Raw genomic sequence first — 14,812 nt, 5'->3', positions numbered from 1 at the left:
TTGAACCTGCTTCCACATTAGAACAGGCGCAAATGTCAGTAATCGACGTAATACGTCATTTTCTGCCAAAATCGGTATCGACAGGACGCTACGGTGACCAGAACGAAGACCATTGCCATTCTCGCCGTGCCGGGCGTCCAACTTCTCGATGTCTCGGGGCCGCTAGACGTTTTTGCCGAAGCCAATGTGCAGGCAGGCAGCGAGATCTACCGGCCCGTGGTGATCGCCATATCTCACGGTCATATCCGCAGTTCCTCCGGCGTTCGGCTGGTGGCGGACTACTTCATCGGCGACAATATCGGCGCGGTGGATACGCTGCTGGTCGCCGGCTGTCCGAATGCGGCGGATATTCAACCGGATGCCGCGATGGTCGCCTGGCTGCGCTCGGCCGCACCTGAGGCAAGGCGATACGGCTCCGTCTGCAGCGGCGCCTTCCTGCTTGCGGCAACCGGCCTTCTCGACGGCCGCCGCGTCACCACCCACTGGGCTGTCGCCGACAGATTGGCCGAAGCCTATCCTGACATCATGGTGGAGGCGGACGCCATCCATGTGAGGGATGGCCAGTTGCGAACCGCAGCCGGCGTCACCGCCGGGCTCGATCTTGCGCTGGCGCTCGTCGAGGAGGACCTCGGCCATGAGATCGCCATGAAGGTGGCGGGCCAGTTGGTGATGTTCTTCAAGCGGCCGGGCGGGCAGATGCAGTTCAGCCGCAAGGGCGAAGCGGCACCTGCTGGCCGCTCGGCACTGCAAGAGGTCCAGCGCTGGGTCGCCGCCAATCCCGCAGCCGATCACAGCGTCGCGACGCTGGCGCAACGGATGGAATTGAGCCCCCGCCACTTCGCTCGGCTGTTCCGCGAGGAAGTCGGCATGACACCCGCGGCTTGGGTGGAGGCCGCCCGCATCACCGCCGCACGGCGCCTGCTGGAAGAAGGCCATGCACCGAAGCAAGTCGCTGTCGAATGCGGCTTTGCCGATGCCGATACGCTGCGCCGAGCTTTCGCAAGGCAGATCGGCGTGACGCCGGCCGAATACCGCAAGCGCCATGCCAAGGTGCATCTCGGCGCGCTGGAAAATGCCTGAACCCTGCCGTTAACGAAGGCCGCGCCGCGCGATGAACCAAGTCGCTGGTTCTGGGGCAGATGTCACGGAGTTGCCCATTTTGCATTGGATGTGTCTGCCGCCGCACCGATCAACTCGCCGCTATCAGGACACAAAATGAAACCGCTTCAAAGCCTGCTGTTTGCCTGCGCCGCCTTCGTTTCCCTACATCAGGCAGCATCCGCCGCGGAGAATTTCATCTACACCAGCTCCGGCGAACTCGAGGCCTCCAAGATGCTGCTCTCGCGGCCGGATATCTCAGGCGTGCAGATCGTCTACAACTGGAAGAGCCTGGAGCCCGCCAAGGGCCAATATGATTTCTCGCAGATCGAGAAGGATCTGGCGCTCGCAGAGAGCCTGAACCGGAAACTCTTCATCCAGGTCCAGGACCGCTTCTTCGAGCCGAAGGCGCGCAACATTCCCGAGTACATGTTGAGCGACCCGGAATAAGACGGCGGTCTCACCGCCCAGTTCGACAATCCCGGCGAAAACAAGCCGGTGGGCTCCGGCTGGGTGGCGCAGCAATGGAACCCGGCTGTGCGCGAGCGCTACCAGGCGCTGCTGAAGGCGCTGGCCGACACGTTCGACGGCAAGGTCTACGGCATCAACCTGCCGGAAACCGCGATCGACCTTGATCCCAAGCACGAGCCGAAGGGCTATAGCTGCGACGCCTATTTCGAGGGCGAGATGGCAAACCTCGCCTTTGCCCGCAAGGCTTTCGCCAAGTCCATGGTGGTGCAATACGTCAACTTCTGGCCCTGCGAGTGGGAAAACGACCATAACTACATGGGCCGCCTTTTCGACTTCGCGGCGAAGAACAATATCGGCCTCGGCGGCCCCGATATCGTGCCGAACCGCAAGGCGCAGATGAAGAACTCCTACCCCTTCTTCAACAAGTATAAGGGCAAGCTCGCCTATGTCGGCATGGCCGTGCAGGAGCCGACGCTGACCTACAAGAACCCGGCGACGAAGAAACCCTTCACCAAGGCCGAATTCACCGCCTTCGCCGAGGATTATCTCGGCGCGAACGTGATCTTCTGGAGCACGGCGACGCCGTGGTTGAAGAAATAGCGAACCAACTCGCGGAAACGAGCGGGGCTACGACGCGCTTCTCATCACTTTTACCCCTCGCTCAGCGTCCGCTTAACCGCATTCTTCCAACCCTTGAGCTTTGCCGCCCGCACCTTCTCGTCCATCTCGGGCTCAAACCGCCGATCGCGTTTCCAGGTCGCCGAAAAACCGTCCCTGTCCGGCCAAACCCCTGCCCGGCTCCCGGCGAGCCAGGCGGCCCCCAGCGCCGTCGTCTCGAGAATGACCGGACGGTCGACCGGCGCATCGAGCAGATCGGCAAGGCGCTGCATCGTCCAGTTGGAAGCAACCATGCCGCCGTCGACGCGCAACACCGTGTCTTCAGTGCCGTTTTTCCAGTCCTTCTGCATGGCGTCGAGCAGATCGCGGGTCTGATAGCAGACGGCTTCCAGCGCCGCCCGGGAGAGTTCCGCCGGACCGCTGTTGCGCGTCAACCCGAAGATCGCGCCGCGTGCCTTGGCATCCCAATGCGGTGCGCCGAGGCCGGTGAAGGCGGGCACGAGATAGACCTCCTGGGTCGGATCGGCGCTTTCGGCAAGCGCGTTGGTCTCCGCCGCGCTGCCGATGATCCCGAGCCCGTCCCGCAGCCACTGCACGGCCGCACCCGCGATGAAGATCGAACCCTCCAGCGCATAGGTTGTCTCGCCGTTCAGGCGATAGGCGATGGTGGTCAGCAGCCGATTTTTGGAACGCACCATATCGGCACCGGTGTTGAGCAGCGCGAAACAGCCGGTGCCATAAGTCGATTTCATCATACCCGGTGCAAAACATGCCTGGCCGATGGTCGCCGCCTGCTGGTCGCCGGCAACGCCGAGGATGGGGATGGCAGCACCGAAGATATCAGGATCGACCGTGCCGAAATCCGCGGCGCAATCCTTGACCTCCGGCAGCATGGCGGCGGGGACCCTCAGAATATCGAGCAGATCCTCGTCCCACGCGTTTACGGCAATGTTGTACATCAGCGTGCGCGAGGCATTGGTGGCATCGGTGACGAAGCTTTTACCGCCCGTCAGCCGCCAGATCAGGAAGGTGTCGATCGTGCCGAAGCAGAGATCGCCCCTGGCAGCGCGCGCCCGCGCGCCCTTCACGTTAGCCAACATCCAGGAGAGTTTGGTGCCGGAAAAATAGGGATCGAGGATCAGCCCAGTCTTCCTCGTGAACAGCCGCTCGAGATCCTGCCTTTTCAGATTTTCGCAATAGCTTGCCGTGCGCCGGTCCTGCCAGACGATGGCATTCTGGATCGGCCGGCCCGTCTCGCGCTCCCAGACCACGACGGTTTCGCGCTGGTTGGTGATGCCGAGTGCGGCAAGATCCTTGGCCTCGATCCCGGCATCGCGCAGTGCCGCCTTGACGGTGGAGACGACCGAATCCCAGATCTCCTCAGGACCGTGCTCGACCCAGCCGGAGCGCGGATAGATCTGTGTGAATTCCTTCTGGCCCTTGCCGGCGACATGCATGTCGCCATCGAAGACGATCGCCCGCGTCGACGTCGTTCCCTGATCGATCGCCAGAACATATCCGCGCATGAAATCTCTCCCTTAACATGTCGATTATCGTGACAAATCAATAGGACACGGATGCGGGCGAGAAAAGCGAATAAAGCGGAATTGCCAGCCCGCCGGCTTTGGGCATAACTTCGCAGCCAACGCTGCAACGCAGCATCGCGATTTCAGGGAGAACAGCATGAGCAGAACAGTCGTAGTCACCGGTTCCACCAGCGGCATCGGCCTTGCGATCGCCACTGCCTTCGCCGAAACCGGCGACAACATCGTCATCAACGGTTTCGGAAAGGCCGATGAAATCAAGGTGATCGTCGAACGGCTTGAATCATTCTCCAAAGGCCGGGCGCTCTATCATCCGGCCGACATGACCAAGCCCGCCGAGATCGCCGACCTGATCGAAACCGCAGCCAAGACCTTCGGCGGCGTCGATGTCCTGGTCAACAATGCCGGCATCCAGCACGTCGAGAAGATCGAGGATTTCCCGATCGAGAAATGGGACCAGATCATCGCGATCAATCTGTCGAGTTCTTTTCATACCATGCGCGCCGCGATCCCGCTGATGAAGGCGAAAAAGTACGGCCGCATCATCAACATCGCCTCCGCCCACGGGCTCGTCGCCTCCCCGTTCAAATCCGCCTATGTCGCGGCAAAACATGGTATATTAGGCCTGACGAAGACGGGAGGGCTGGAGCTTGCCGAATTCGGCGTGACCGTTAACGCCATCTGCCCCGGCTACGTGCTGACACCGCTCGTCGAGAAGCAGATACCGGATACCGCCAAGGCCCGCGGCATGACCGAGGAACAGGTAAAGAGCGAGGTCATCCTCAAGGCGCAGCCGACGCATGAATTCGTCAAGGCCGAGGAAATCGGCGCGCTATCGCTCTACCTTGCCAGCGATGCGGCCCGGCAGGTGACCGGAACGCATATCTCGATTGACGGTGGCTGGACGGCGGCTTAACCATTTGGAAAAACAACCGGGAATATCATGAACGACAGCATCCGCTTCATCCTGAATGGCGAGGACATCACGCTCACTGATGTCAGGCCAACCGAGACGCTTCTCGATTTTCTGCGGTTGAAGCGACGCCTGACGGGCACCAAGGAGGGATGCGCGGAGGGCGATTGCGGCGCCTGCACCGTGCTCGTCGGCCGGCTGGCGGACGGCAAGCTCGCCTATGAATCCGTCAATGCCTGCATCCGTTTCATGGGCTCGCTGCACGCCACCCATGTGGTAACGGTCGAGCATCTGGCCGGCAGGGACGGCGCGCTGCATCCGGTGCAGCAGGCATTGGTCGATTGTCATGGCTCGCAATGCGGCTTCTGTACCCCGGGCTTCGTCATGTCACTTTATGGTCTCTGGCTCGCCAAGGAAAAGCCGAGCCGCCAGGAAATCGAAAAGGCGCTGCAAGGCAATCTCTGTCGCTGCACGGGCTATGAGCCGATCGTCAAGGCCGCCGAGCAGGTGAGCCTGATGCGGCCGAGCACGCTCTTCGACCCGCTGGAACGGACGCGCTCTGAAATCGTTGCGCGGCTTTGGGCAATGCAGGCGAGCGGCACGATCAGGATTGCCAATGGCGAAGACCGGCTGATCGTGCCGGCTTCGATGCAGGCACTGGCCGAAGTCCTCTCGCAGGAACCCGACGCAATTATCGTCGCCGGCGCGACCGATGTCGGCCTCTGGGTGACGAAGCAGCTGCGCAGGTTAAGCCCGGTCGTCTTCATCAGCCACCTCAGCGAATTGCAGTCGGTCACGGAAGGCGAGGACGGCGTTACCATCGGCGCTGGCGTCAGCTACACCAAGGCCTTCGAGGCGATCTCCACGAAAATCCCGGCGATCGGGCGGCTGATCGATCGCATCGGTGGCGAGCAGGTGCGCAACATGGGCACGATTGGCGGCAACATCGCCAACGGCTCGCCGATCGGCGACAGCCCGCCACCGCTGATCGCGCTCGGCGCGACACTGACGCTGCGGTCCCTGCAAGGCCAGCGCAGAATGCCGCTCGAGGATTTCTTCATCGCCTATGGCAAGCAGGATCGGAAGCCCGGCGAATTCGTCGAGAGCGTCTTCCTTCCCTATCCGGCAGCAATGAGCCGCTTTGCCGCCTACAAGATCACTAAGCGCCGCGACGAGGACATCACTGCCGTGCTCGGCGCCTTCCTCCTGACGCTCGACGAGGCCGAAATCGTTACCGACATCCGCATCGCCTTCGGCGGCATGGCGGCAACGCCGAAACGCGCCCGCACGGTGGAGGCGGCGCTGATCGGCAAACCATGGACGGAAGCGACGATCGACGCAGCCCGCCCCGCATTCGACGCCGATTACCAACCGCTGACCGACTGGCGCGCCACGGCGGAATACCGCCAGCTGACGGCGAAGAACCTGTTGACGCGGTTCTATCTGGAAACGGTTGGAGCGCCGGCTGAGCTGAAGCGGTTTGAGGAGGTGGCGTGATGAAGATGATACATGTCAGCGCAAAGCACCCCCCTCATCCGGCTGCCGCCACCTTCTCCCCGCTGGGGAGAAGGGACTGCCGCGCCGTCTCTTTTCCCCCTTCTCCCCTCGGGGAGAAGGTGCCCGAAGGGCGGATGACGGGGCCGCACGGCACCACACGTTCTCGCGAAGGAGGTATCTAATGGACAAATCCACCTTCGAAGACCGCAAGGCCATCATCGCAGGCCCGATGCACGGCTCGCTGCGGCATGATTCAGCGCATAAGCATGTCACCGGAACCGCCGATTATATCGACGATATTCCCGAACCCGCAGGTCTGCTGCATGGCGCCCTCGGCCTCTCCGACCGGGCGCATGCCGAAATCCTCAGCATCGACCTTTCCGCGGTCGCCGCCTATCCCGGCGTCGTCTGGGTCTTCACCGGCAAGGACGTGCCCGGCGTCAACGACGTCAGCTCCAACGGCAGCCATGACGAGCCGCTGCTGGCCGAAACTTTGGTTCAGTTTCATGGCCAGCCGATCTTTGCCGTCATCGCCGAGACGCGTAATGCCGCCCGCCGCGCCGCGCGACTGGCAAAGATCGACTATCGCGACCTGCCGCATTGGAGCGATATCGACGGCGCGCTCGCCAATGGCAGCCCGCTCGTCATCACCCCGATGACGCTGCGGCGCGGCGAGCCGGACACGGAAATGACCAATGCCGCCATGCGTCTGAAAGGTCAGATGCGCATCGGCGGGCAGGAGCATTTCTACCTCGAAGGCCATATCGCCACGGCGATCCCTGGCGAGGATGACGAGGTTACCGTCTGGTCCTCGACGCAGCACCCGAGCGAGATCCAGCACATCGTCGGCCACGTGCTCGACATTCCTTCGAACGCCGTGACCGTCAATGTGCGCCGCATGGGCGGCGGCTTCGGCGGCAAGGAGACGCAAGGCAATCAGTTCGCAGCCCTCGCCGCCATCGCCGCCAAAAAGCTCGGCTGCGCGATCAAATTCCGTCCAGACCGCGACGAGGACATGAGCGCCACCGGCAAGCGCCACGATTTCCTCGTCGATTACGAACTCGGCTTCGACGCCGAAGGCCGCATCCACGCGGTCGACGCGACCTATGCTGCGCGTTGCGGCTTCTCCTCGGACCTCTCAGGGCCGGTGACGGACCGTGCCCTCTTCCATGCCGATTCCAGCTATTTCTATCCGCATGTGCATCTGACCTCGAAGCCGCTGAAGACGCACACCGTCTCCAACACAGCCTTTCGCGGCTTCGGTGGCCCGCAGGGCATGCTCGGCGCCGAACGCTTCATCGAGGAGATCGCCTATGCCGTCAGCAAGGACCCGCTCGATGTCCGCAAGCTGAATTTCTACGGCCAGCCGGGTTCGGAGCGCACACTCACCCCCTACCATCAGGAGGTTGAGGACAATATCATCGCCCGCATCGTCGAGGAGCTGGAGGAAACGGCCGAATACCGGGCGCGGCGCAACGCCATCATCGCCTTCAACCGCGACAGCCGCTATATCAGAAAGGGCATCGCGCTGACGCCGGTGAAATTCGGCATCTCCTTCACCATGACCGCCTTCAACCAGGCCGGCGCCCTCGTCCACATCTACCAGGACGGCTCGATCCACCTGAACCATGGCGGCACCGAAATGGGCCAGGGCCTCTATACCAAGGTGGCGCAGGTGCTGGCCGACAGCTTCCAGGTCGATATCGATCGCGTCAAGATCACCGCGACGACGACGGCCAAGGTGCCGAACACCTCGGCCACCGCCGCCTCCTCCGGCTCGGACTTGAACGGCATGGCCGCCTATGACGCCGCCCGCCAGATCAAGGAACGGCTGGTCGCCTTTGCCGCCGAGAAATGGGATGTTGGGGCCGCCGACGTCGTCTTCCTGCCGAACCGCGTGCGGGTCGGCGAGATCGAGATCCCCTTCCCCGATTTCATCAAGCAGGCCTATTTCGCCCGCGTCCAGCTTTCTGCCGCCGGTTTCTACAAGACGCCGAAGATCCACTGGGACCGCAAGGCCGGCCGCGGCACGCCCTTCTATTATTTCGCCTACGGCGCCTCCTGCACCGAGGTTTCGATCGACACGCTGACGGGCGAATATCTGATCGACCGCACCGACATCCTCCACGATGTCGGCCGCTCGCTGAATCCGGCGATCGATATAGGCCAGGTCGAAGGCGCCTTCGTGCAGGGACTGGGCTGGCTGACGACGGAAGAACTCTGGTGGGACGACAAGGGCCGGCTGCGCACCCATGCCCCCTCGACCTACAAGATCCCGCTCGCTTCCGACCGTCCGAAGATCTTCAACGTGCGCCTCGCCGAATGGTCCGAGAACACTGAGGCCGCCGTCGGCCGCTCCAAGGCCGTCGGCGAACCACCCTTGATGCTGGCGATCTCGGTACTGGAAGCCTTGTCGATGGCGGCAGCAAGTGTGGCCAACTACAAGGTCTGCCCGAGGCTCGACGCCCCGGCGACGCCGGAGCGGGTGCTGATGGCGGTCGAGCGGATGAAGCAGGTGTAAGAGATGGAAACGCGTCCGGCTCGTTTGTTGGTTGAGCAGGACGGGCAGAGAGCTTGGAGTGAGCGATACCCCCCTCTGTCCTGCCGGACATCTCCCCCACAAGGGGGGAGATCAGCAAGACGGTATGCTCTGCGCCTCGCTATCCTGCCGCTACATCACCAAAGTTCGGTTCTACGCTACGATTTCTCTGTTCCGGGAGGCCGCCGCCTCATACCGATCTCCCCCCTTGTGGGGGAGATGTCCGGCAGGACAGAGGGGGGTGACACACCTACCAACGCATCGACCATCCACCGATGACCGACATCCTCCCCTTCCTCACCGCCCACCCCGACAGCATCCTCGTCGACATCACCGGCACACAAGGCTCGACCCCACGCGAGGCCGGTACCTTCATGCTGGTATCGCAAACCGCATTGTGGGGCACGATCGGCGGCGGCCAGTTCGAATTCATGGCGATCACGAATGCGCGGGACATGTTGGCGGGAACCGGCGGGATGGCGGAGATGGATATTCCGCTCGGGCCTGACATCGGTCAGTGCTGCGGTGGGCGCACGCAGCTGCGGTTTCGCCGGGTGACGCAGGCGGTTGCCGAAGAAATCGGAGCCAGGCTAACCAGTGAGATCGAGCGCCTGCCCGAAGTCTATCTCTTCGGCGCCGGCCATGTCGGCCGGGCGCTGGCAATGGCCCTTGCGCCGCTGCCGCTGTCGGTGACGGTCGTCGAAACACGGCAGGAGGAACTTGCCAACCTGCCGCCCGAGACGAAGACGCGGCTCATGCCGATGCCCGAAGCGCTGGTGAAGGATATTCCGGCTGGCGGCGCGGTCGTCATCCTGACGCACGACCACGCGCTGGATTTCCTCATCGCCCGCGAAGCGCTGGAAAGAACGGATCTCGCCTATGCCGGCATGATCGGCTCGGCAACCAAGCGCGCCACCTTCGCCAGCTGGCTTTCCCGTGAAGGCGGCGGTGAGCGTGCCTGGCTCGAGCGGCTGACGCTGCCGATCGGCGGCGCGGCGGTCAGAGACAAGCGCCCTGAAGTGATCGCCGCCATGACCGCCGCCGAGATCCTGACGGCGCTTGGCGCCTACCGCATGCGCTCGTCTTCGCAATAGGGATCGCGTCCGTCGAGGAAACCGAGATCGCGCTTGACGCGATCGGGCGCCGTGTCGAGATCGAGGCTGGGCATGCGCCAGATCCGCGCCAGCCGGCCGCCGATGCGCCGGAAAATTCCGATGGTCGGCTGCGGCGGGCTCTGTTCGATAGCATAGCAATCCATGACATCACCTCGATGGTTTGATGGTATGAGTTGCAGTTTGCGGCCAAAAATGCTGCAATTCCAATCGAACAACCGTCTGCCTGCATCAAGAGAACTTATCCATGAAACTGTCCAAACAATTCCCGCTGAATGCGTTGCGCGTCTTCGAGGCCGCTGCCCGGCTCGGAAGTTTCACCAAGGCGGGCGATGAGCTCGGCATGACGCAGACCGCCGTCAGCTACCAGATCAAGCTGCTGGAGGAGAATGTCGGCGAGCCGCTCTTCCTGCGCCGTCCCCGCCAGATCGCACTGACAGACACCGGCGAGCGGCTGGCGCCGAAGGTGACCGAAGCTTTCGCTATGCTGCACGACGCGATGGCAACAGCCCGCGACAGCGTCGAAGGCACGCTCGCCATCAGTTCGACCCATACCTTCGCCTCGAAGTGGCTGGCGCCGCGCCTCGGCTCCTTCCACTTAAAGCATCCGGCCATCGCGGTGCGCTTTCAGGCGAGTTCGGATATCATCGACTTCGCCCGCGAGCAGATCGATGTCGGCATCCGCTGGGGCGACGGCAACTGGCCGGGGCTGGCGCTGCACCGGCTGATGGGACTGGAGTTTACGCCGATGCTGAGCCCGAAGCTGGCGGAGGCGGCAGGCGGCATCAGGGAGCCACGCGATCTCCTGAACTTCGACCTCTTCGACGCCGGCGACATCTGGTGGAAACAATGGTTCGAGGCAGCCGGCGTTACGGAGACGGATCTCGATCGGCGTCCGCGCAACCAGCTCGGCTCTCAGGCGGTGGAAGCCGATGCGGCGATCGCCGGCCATGGCGTCGCCATCCTTCATCCTGCCTTCTATGCGGCCGAGATCGCGCTCGGCCGGCTCTATCAACCCTTCGAACTGACCCGCAGCGACGGCAAAGCCTACTGGCTCGTCTACCCGGAAAACCGTCGCAACGTGCCCAAGATCAAGGCCTTCCGCAACTGGATCCTCCAAGAGATGAAGGCAGCCGGAAATTGATACATGTCACCTAAAAATGTGCAGCCATTTTCAGACAACGACATGCCGGACCCGGTTCGTGAGCCGGGTCCGGTCCGCTGGCTCGGCTTCAAAATCCCATTTCCGGCGCATAGAAGCAGCGCGGCGTGTCCTCGTTCGGGAACAGACAGAGATGATAGTCGTTGTCGCCGGATTGCATCGCCTTCGTCATCGGCAGCAGGAAGACATGAGCATGGGTGACCAGCCGGTGGTCGCCCGGCATCAGCGTCACACGATATCCGCCTGGCGTCACCGCCACGCTTTTCGAAGGGATCATTTGGCAATCGCCATTATGACTGTTGCCGTTGCAACAATAGGGGTCATAACTCCACCCCGAAGGTGCGTCGTGAGCCGTCGCCAACGACGCATACGCAATCATCACACACGTCAGAATGCTGCGCATGGGCATCTTCTCCGTCGATGAATGCGCCGCCGATGATCTAACGGTTCTTATTTTATTCCGGCGGCCCGCAAAATAACTGTAATCGAGTCGTCGTAGTTCAAGGCCTGCTGAATTAGCAGATCAAGTATAAGGCAGAGATAATACACAGCCTTCTCGGCAGCTTTTAGGCACGCGACAGCAGATCGGCGATGCGGCTGCGATCGGCAGCTTCGGCAAAACCGCCGGAAATCGTCAGCGGAGCGCCGAAGATCTCGACGAACCCGTTGCCGAGGATGAGACCTTCGCCGTCCCGGCACGCGAGAATGGGTCTTGCCGTCGTCTCGCTGTAGCGCAGCAGCGCGGAGAGATAGCCGGGATCGTCGTTCAGATGCGGGAAGAATTCGAAGGGCAAGAGATCAAGAGCCGCGCCATCCTGCACCGCATCAGGCGGACCGCCGAAAAAGAGCGCGTCGACGGCGATGGTCGGCGTCATCAAAATCGCCCCGGCGCTGGTTCCGACGAGAATGCCGTCGTCCAATGCCCATGAGCGCAGCTTGTCCAGCATGCCGTTTCGGCGCAGCCGTCTCAGAAAATCGCCGGTATGCCCACCGGAAAGATGGATGGCGTCGCAGGAAAACAGCCGGCCGATCTCTTCGTCACCGGAAAGCACGGACCGGATGCGATGTAGCCGATGCGGTTTCCGCGCGCGAGGACGAGCGCGGCAAGCCGGCGGTCCATCGGCGCGTTTTCGGCGATGACCTGATCGCTGTAGAGTGCGGTGATCATTCCATTGCTCCTTTGGCCGCGTCAGCGATTGAGCGTGTGGTCCTTCAATCTCCTCTTCCCTCCCCGCCAAAATTTCCGCAATGTCACGAGTCGGAGGAAGATAGGGGAACTCGATGTATGAATATGCCATAGCATGGGAATGGCTCGCCTTCGCGGCGCGCTGGTTCCATGTCATTACCGCGATCGCCTGGATCGGATCGTCCTTCTATTTCATCGCGCTCGATCTCGGACTGGTGAAACGCCCGCATCTGCCGCCCGGCGCCTATGGCGAGGAATGGCAGGTCCATGGCGGCGGCTTCTATCATATCCAGAAATATCTGGTGGCGCCCGCCCAGATGCCGGAGCACCTGACCTGGTTCAAATATGAGAGCTATTTCACCTGGATATCAGGCTTCCTGATGCTGTGCATCGTCTATTACGGCGGCGCCGACCTCTTCCTGATCGACCGGCATGTGCTGGATATCAGCCCGCCCGTCGCGATCCAGATCTCGCTGGCATCGCTTGCCCTCGGCTGGGTCGTCTACGATCTGCTCTGCAAGTCGCCGCTCGGGCGGAACACCTGGGGACTGATGGCGGTGCTCTATGTCGTGCTCGTCTTCATGGCCTGGGGCTATACGCAGCTTTTCACCGGCCGCGCCGCCTTCCTGCATCTCGGCGCCTTCACCGCGACGATCATGTCGGCCAACGTCTTCATGATCATCATTCCGAACCAGAAGATCGTCGTCGCCGACCTCATCGCCGGACGGGTTCCCGATCCCAAATATGGGCAGGTCGCCAAGCAGCGCTCGCTACACAATAACTACCTGACGCTGCCCGTCATCTTCTTCATGCTGTCGAACCATTACCCGCTGTCTTTCGGTACGCAGTTCAACTGGGTGATTGCGGCTCTGGTCTTCCTGATGGGCGTCACCATCCGCCACTGGTTCAACACCACGCATGCCAGGAAGGGCCGGCCGACCTGGACCTGGATCGTCACCGTCATCCTTTTCATCCTGATCATGTGGCTTTCGACCGTGCCGAAGCTGCTGACCGGCGAAACCGATGCGGCGACGGTCGCGCCCGCCTTCCAGCAATTCGCCGGCGATCCGCATTTCCCCGCCGTCAAGCAACTGGTCTCGACGCGCTGTTCCATGTGCCACGCGGCCGAGCCGGTCTATGAGGGGATCGTGCGGCCGCCCAACGGGGTGATGCTCGAAAACGACGCGGAAATCGCCGCCCATGCGCGCGATATCTATATACAGGCGGGCCGCAGCCATGCCATGCCGCCCGGCAACATCACCGACATCACGCCGGACGAACGCAAGCTGCTGGTCGCCTGGTTCGAGAGCGCAGTCGAAGGCAAGAAACAATGACGACGACACTCCTGCGCGGCCGCCTGCTTTCCTTTCACCGCGCGCCGTTGAGCCTCGCTGACAGCCAAAGCTATCTTTACGAAGAGGATGGCGGCCTGCTGGTCGGGGACGGGCTGATAACGGCAATCGGCCCCTATGCCGACGTCAAGGCAAAAGCAGCCGCGGACACGGCCGAGATTGACCACCGTCCGCATCTGATCATGCCGGGCTTCATCGACATGCACCTGCATTTTCCGCAGATGCAGGTGATTGCCTCCTACGCCGCCAACCTGCTCGAATGGCTGAATACCTATACCTTTCCCGAGGAATGCCGTTTCGTCGAAAGCGCGCATGCCGAAAGGATCGCCACGCATTTCTACGACGAGTTGATCCGCCACGGCACGACGACGGCGGTCGCCTATTGCTCCGTGCACAAGACCTCGGCCGATGCCTTCTTCGCCGAGGCAATGAGGCGCAATATGCGCATGGTCGGCGGCAAGGTGATGATGGACCGCAATGCCCCGCAGGGCCTGCTCGACACGCCCGAGATGGGCTATGACGAGACCCGCCAGGTGATATCGGACTGGCATGGCAAGGGCCGCAACCACGTCGCCATCACCCCGCGCTTCGCCATCACCTCGACACCGGCGCAGATGGAAGCGACATCAGCCCTTGCCCGCGAATTTCCCGACCTGCACATCCAGACGCATCTTTCGGAAAATCACGACGAAATCAGATTCACCTGCGAGCTCTATCCCGACGCGATCGACTATACCGACATCTACGCCCACTACGGCCTGCTTGGGCCGAAAAGCCTCTTCGGCCACGCCATCCACCTGTCCGAGCGCGAGGCTGATGTAATGAGCGAGGCAGGCGCCGTCGCCGTCCACTGCCCGACCTCGAACCTCTTCCTCGGCTCCGGCTTGTTTCCGCTGAGGGCGCTGGCGCGGCGGGAAAAGCCGGTCCGTATCGGCGTGGCGACCGATATCGGCGGCGGTTCCAGCTATTCGATGCTGCGGACGATGGACGAGGCCTACAAGATCCAGCAGTTGCTCGGCGAACGGCTGAACCCGCTGGAAAGCTATTACCTGGTGACGCGTGGCAATGCCGAGGCCCTGTCGCTGGCGGACCGGATCGGCACGCTGGAACCCGGCACTGAGGCCGATCTCGTCGTCCTCGATGCGACGGCGACATCGGCGATGGCGCTAAAGATGGAAGTAGTTAAGACGCTGCCCGAGGAGCTTTTCCTACTGCAGACGATGGGCGACGACCGAGCTGTTGCAGAGACCTATGTGGCCGGCGTTGCGTTGAAAGCGCAGCTACGATGACACATCTCGTTGCTCTTGAAATCAGGCCGTA

The 14,812-nt window shown here is 62.1% G+C and carries 13 protein-coding genes and 1 pseudogene; 10 read left to right on the top strand and 4 right to left on the bottom strand.

Annotated elements, in window-relative coordinates; all coding sequences use genetic code 11:
- The first annotated feature begins 93 nt into the window (after positions 1 to 93).
- The 3 genes from FFM53_RS19215 to FFM53_RS36375 all read left to right on the top strand — a co-directional run bounded on the left by FFM53_RS19215 (position 94) and on the right by FFM53_RS36375 (position 2,169).
- Positions 94 to 1,080, top strand: coding sequence for a GlxA family transcriptional regulator (locus FFM53_RS19215; protein ID WP_138386871.1), 987 nt, complete (start codon positions 94 to 96; stop codon positions 1,078 to 1,080).
- Positions 1,081 to 1,215: 135 nt separating this feature from the next.
- Entirely contained in the window at positions 1,216 to 1,548 is a 333-nt protein-coding gene (locus FFM53_RS36380) for a hypothetical protein (protein ID WP_246413008.1), read from the top strand.
- A gap of 48 nt (positions 1,549 to 1,596) precedes the next feature.
- A complete protein-coding gene (locus tag FFM53_RS36375) occupies positions 1,597 to 2,169 on the top strand; it encodes a hypothetical protein (RefSeq protein WP_246413006.1) in 573 nt (190 codons plus the stop codon).
- Positions 2,170 to 2,219: 50 nt separating this feature from the next.
- On the opposite strand, the gene glpK is transcribed toward FFM53_RS36375, so the two are convergent.
- A complete protein-coding gene (gene glpK / locus FFM53_RS19205; protein ID WP_138386870.1) occupies positions 2,220 to 3,713 on the bottom strand; it encodes a glycerol kinase GlpK in 1,494 nt (497 codons plus the stop codon).
- 157 nt (positions 3,714 to 3,870) lie between these two features.
- On the opposite strand from glpK, the gene FFM53_RS19200 reads away from it, so the two are divergent.
- The 4 genes from FFM53_RS19200 (at position 3,871) to xdhC (ending at position 9,774) form a co-directional block, all read left to right on the top strand.
- Positions 3,871 to 4,647 (top strand): 3-hydroxybutyrate dehydrogenase, encoded by a 777-nt coding sequence (locus tag FFM53_RS19200; RefSeq protein ID WP_138386869.1) that lies wholly within the window; start codon positions 3,871 to 3,873, stop codon positions 4,645 to 4,647.
- Positions 4,648 to 4,674: 27 nt separating this feature from the next.
- A complete protein-coding gene (gene xdhA, locus FFM53_RS19195) occupies positions 4,675 to 6,141 on the top strand; it encodes a xanthine dehydrogenase small subunit (RefSeq protein ID WP_138386868.1) in 1,467 nt (488 codons plus the stop codon).
- Between the two features lie 181 nt (positions 6,142 to 6,322).
- The gene (gene xdhB / locus FFM53_RS19190) at positions 6,323 to 8,662 is read left to right on the top strand and encodes a xanthine dehydrogenase molybdopterin binding subunit (protein ID WP_138386867.1); all 2,340 of its coding nucleotides are present in this window, start codon (positions 6,323 to 6,325) and stop codon (positions 8,660 to 8,662) included.
- 293 nt (positions 8,663 to 8,955) lie between these two features.
- Positions 8,956 to 9,774 carry a xanthine dehydrogenase accessory protein XdhC gene (gene xdhC / locus FFM53_RS19185; RefSeq protein WP_138386866.1) on the top strand — a complete coding sequence of 273 codons (819 nt, stop codon included), beginning with the start codon at positions 8,956 to 8,958 and terminating at the stop codon, positions 9,772 to 9,774.
- On the opposite strand, the gene FFM53_RS19180 is transcribed toward xdhC, so the two are convergent.
- Positions 9,747 to 9,938, bottom strand: a complete 192-nt coding sequence (locus tag FFM53_RS19180; RefSeq protein WP_138386865.1) for a hypothetical protein — start codon at positions 9,936 to 9,938, stop codon at positions 9,747 to 9,749. The two genes, xdhC and FFM53_RS19180, sit on opposite strands and share 28 nt — an antisense overlap.
- Before the next feature lie 101 nt (positions 9,939 to 10,039).
- Here FFM53_RS19180 and gcvA point away from each other — a divergent pair, with 101 nt between their 5' ends.
- Positions 10,040 to 10,936, top strand: a complete 897-nt coding sequence (gene gcvA / locus FFM53_RS19175; RefSeq protein WP_138386864.1) for a transcriptional regulator GcvA — start codon at positions 10,040 to 10,042, stop codon at positions 10,934 to 10,936.
- An 88-nt stretch (positions 10,937 to 11,024) separates the two neighbouring features.
- Here the strand turns inward: gcvA and FFM53_RS19170 are convergent, their stop codons facing one another.
- Together FFM53_RS19170 and FFM53_RS19165 are read right to left on the bottom strand one after the other, a co-directional pair.
- Positions 11,025 to 11,357, bottom strand: a complete 333-nt coding sequence (locus FFM53_RS19170) for a hypothetical protein (protein ID WP_138330318.1) — start codon at positions 11,355 to 11,357, stop codon at positions 11,025 to 11,027.
- A gap of 163 nt (positions 11,358 to 11,520) precedes the next feature.
- A pseudogene (locus FFM53_RS19165) lies at positions 11,521 to 12,122 on the bottom strand (Type 1 glutamine amidotransferase-like domain-containing protein).
- A gap of 113 nt (positions 12,123 to 12,235) precedes the next feature.
- On the opposite strand from FFM53_RS19165, the gene puuD reads away from it, so the two are divergent.
- Entirely contained in the window at positions 12,236 to 13,474 is a 1,239-nt protein-coding gene (gene puuD, locus FFM53_RS19160) for a urate hydroxylase PuuD (protein ID WP_138386863.1), read from the top strand.
- Positions 13,471 to 14,781 (top strand): guanine deaminase, encoded by a 1,311-nt coding sequence (guaD, locus tag FFM53_RS19155; protein WP_138386862.1) that lies wholly within the window; start codon positions 13,471 to 13,473, stop codon positions 14,779 to 14,781. Before puuD ends, guaD begins: the two co-directional genes overlap by 4 nt.
- Positions 14,782 to 14,812 lie beyond the last annotated feature (31 nt).

Origin of the sequence: Rhizobium indicum (genome assembly GCF_005862305.2) — a bacterium.
In the GTDB taxonomy this organism is placed as follows: Bacteria; Pseudomonadota; Alphaproteobacteria; order Rhizobiales; family Rhizobiaceae; genus Rhizobium; species Rhizobium indicum.
Note: the sequence above shows the minus strand (reverse complement) of the source record. Positions and strands in the feature narration are given on the sequence as shown.

Excerpts from the sequence above, each read along its gene's own strand:
- xdhB (WP_138386867.1), top strand. The coding sequence starts at position 6,323 with ATGGACAAATCCACCTTCGAAGACCGCAAGGCCATCATCGCAGGCCCG.
- xdhC (WP_138386866.1), top strand. The coding sequence starts at position 8,956 with ATGACCGACATCCTCCCCTTCCTCACCGCCCACCCCGACAGCATCCTC.
- FFM53_RS19180 (WP_138386865.1), bottom strand. The coding sequence starts at position 9,938 with ATGGATTGCTATGCTATCGAACAGAGCCCGCCGCAGCCGACCATCGGA.
- FFM53_RS36380 (WP_246413008.1), top strand. The coding sequence starts at position 1,216 with ATGAAACCGCTTCAAAGCCTGCTGTTTGCCTGCGCCGCCTTCGTTTCC.
- gcvA (WP_138386864.1), top strand. The coding sequence starts at position 10,040 with ATGAAACTGTCCAAACAATTCCCGCTGAATGCGTTGCGCGTCTTCGAG.
- FFM53_RS19200 (WP_138386869.1), top strand. The coding sequence starts at position 3,871 with ATGAGCAGAACAGTCGTAGTCACCGGTTCCACCAGCGGCATCGGCCTT.
- puuD (WP_138386863.1), top strand. The coding sequence starts at position 12,236 with ATGTATGAATATGCCATAGCATGGGAATGGCTCGCCTTCGCGGCGCGC.
- FFM53_RS19170 (WP_138330318.1), bottom strand. The coding sequence starts at position 11,357 with ATGCGCAGCATTCTGACGTGTGTGATGATTGCGTATGCGTCGTTGGCG.
- xdhA (WP_138386868.1), top strand. The coding sequence starts at position 4,675 with ATGAACGACAGCATCCGCTTCATCCTGAATGGCGAGGACATCACGCTC.
- glpK (WP_138386870.1), bottom strand. The coding sequence starts at position 3,713 with ATGCGCGGATATGTTCTGGCGATCGATCAGGGAACGACGTCGACGCGG.
- guaD (WP_138386862.1), top strand. The coding sequence starts at position 13,471 with ATGACGACGACACTCCTGCGCGGCCGCCTGCTTTCCTTTCACCGCGCG.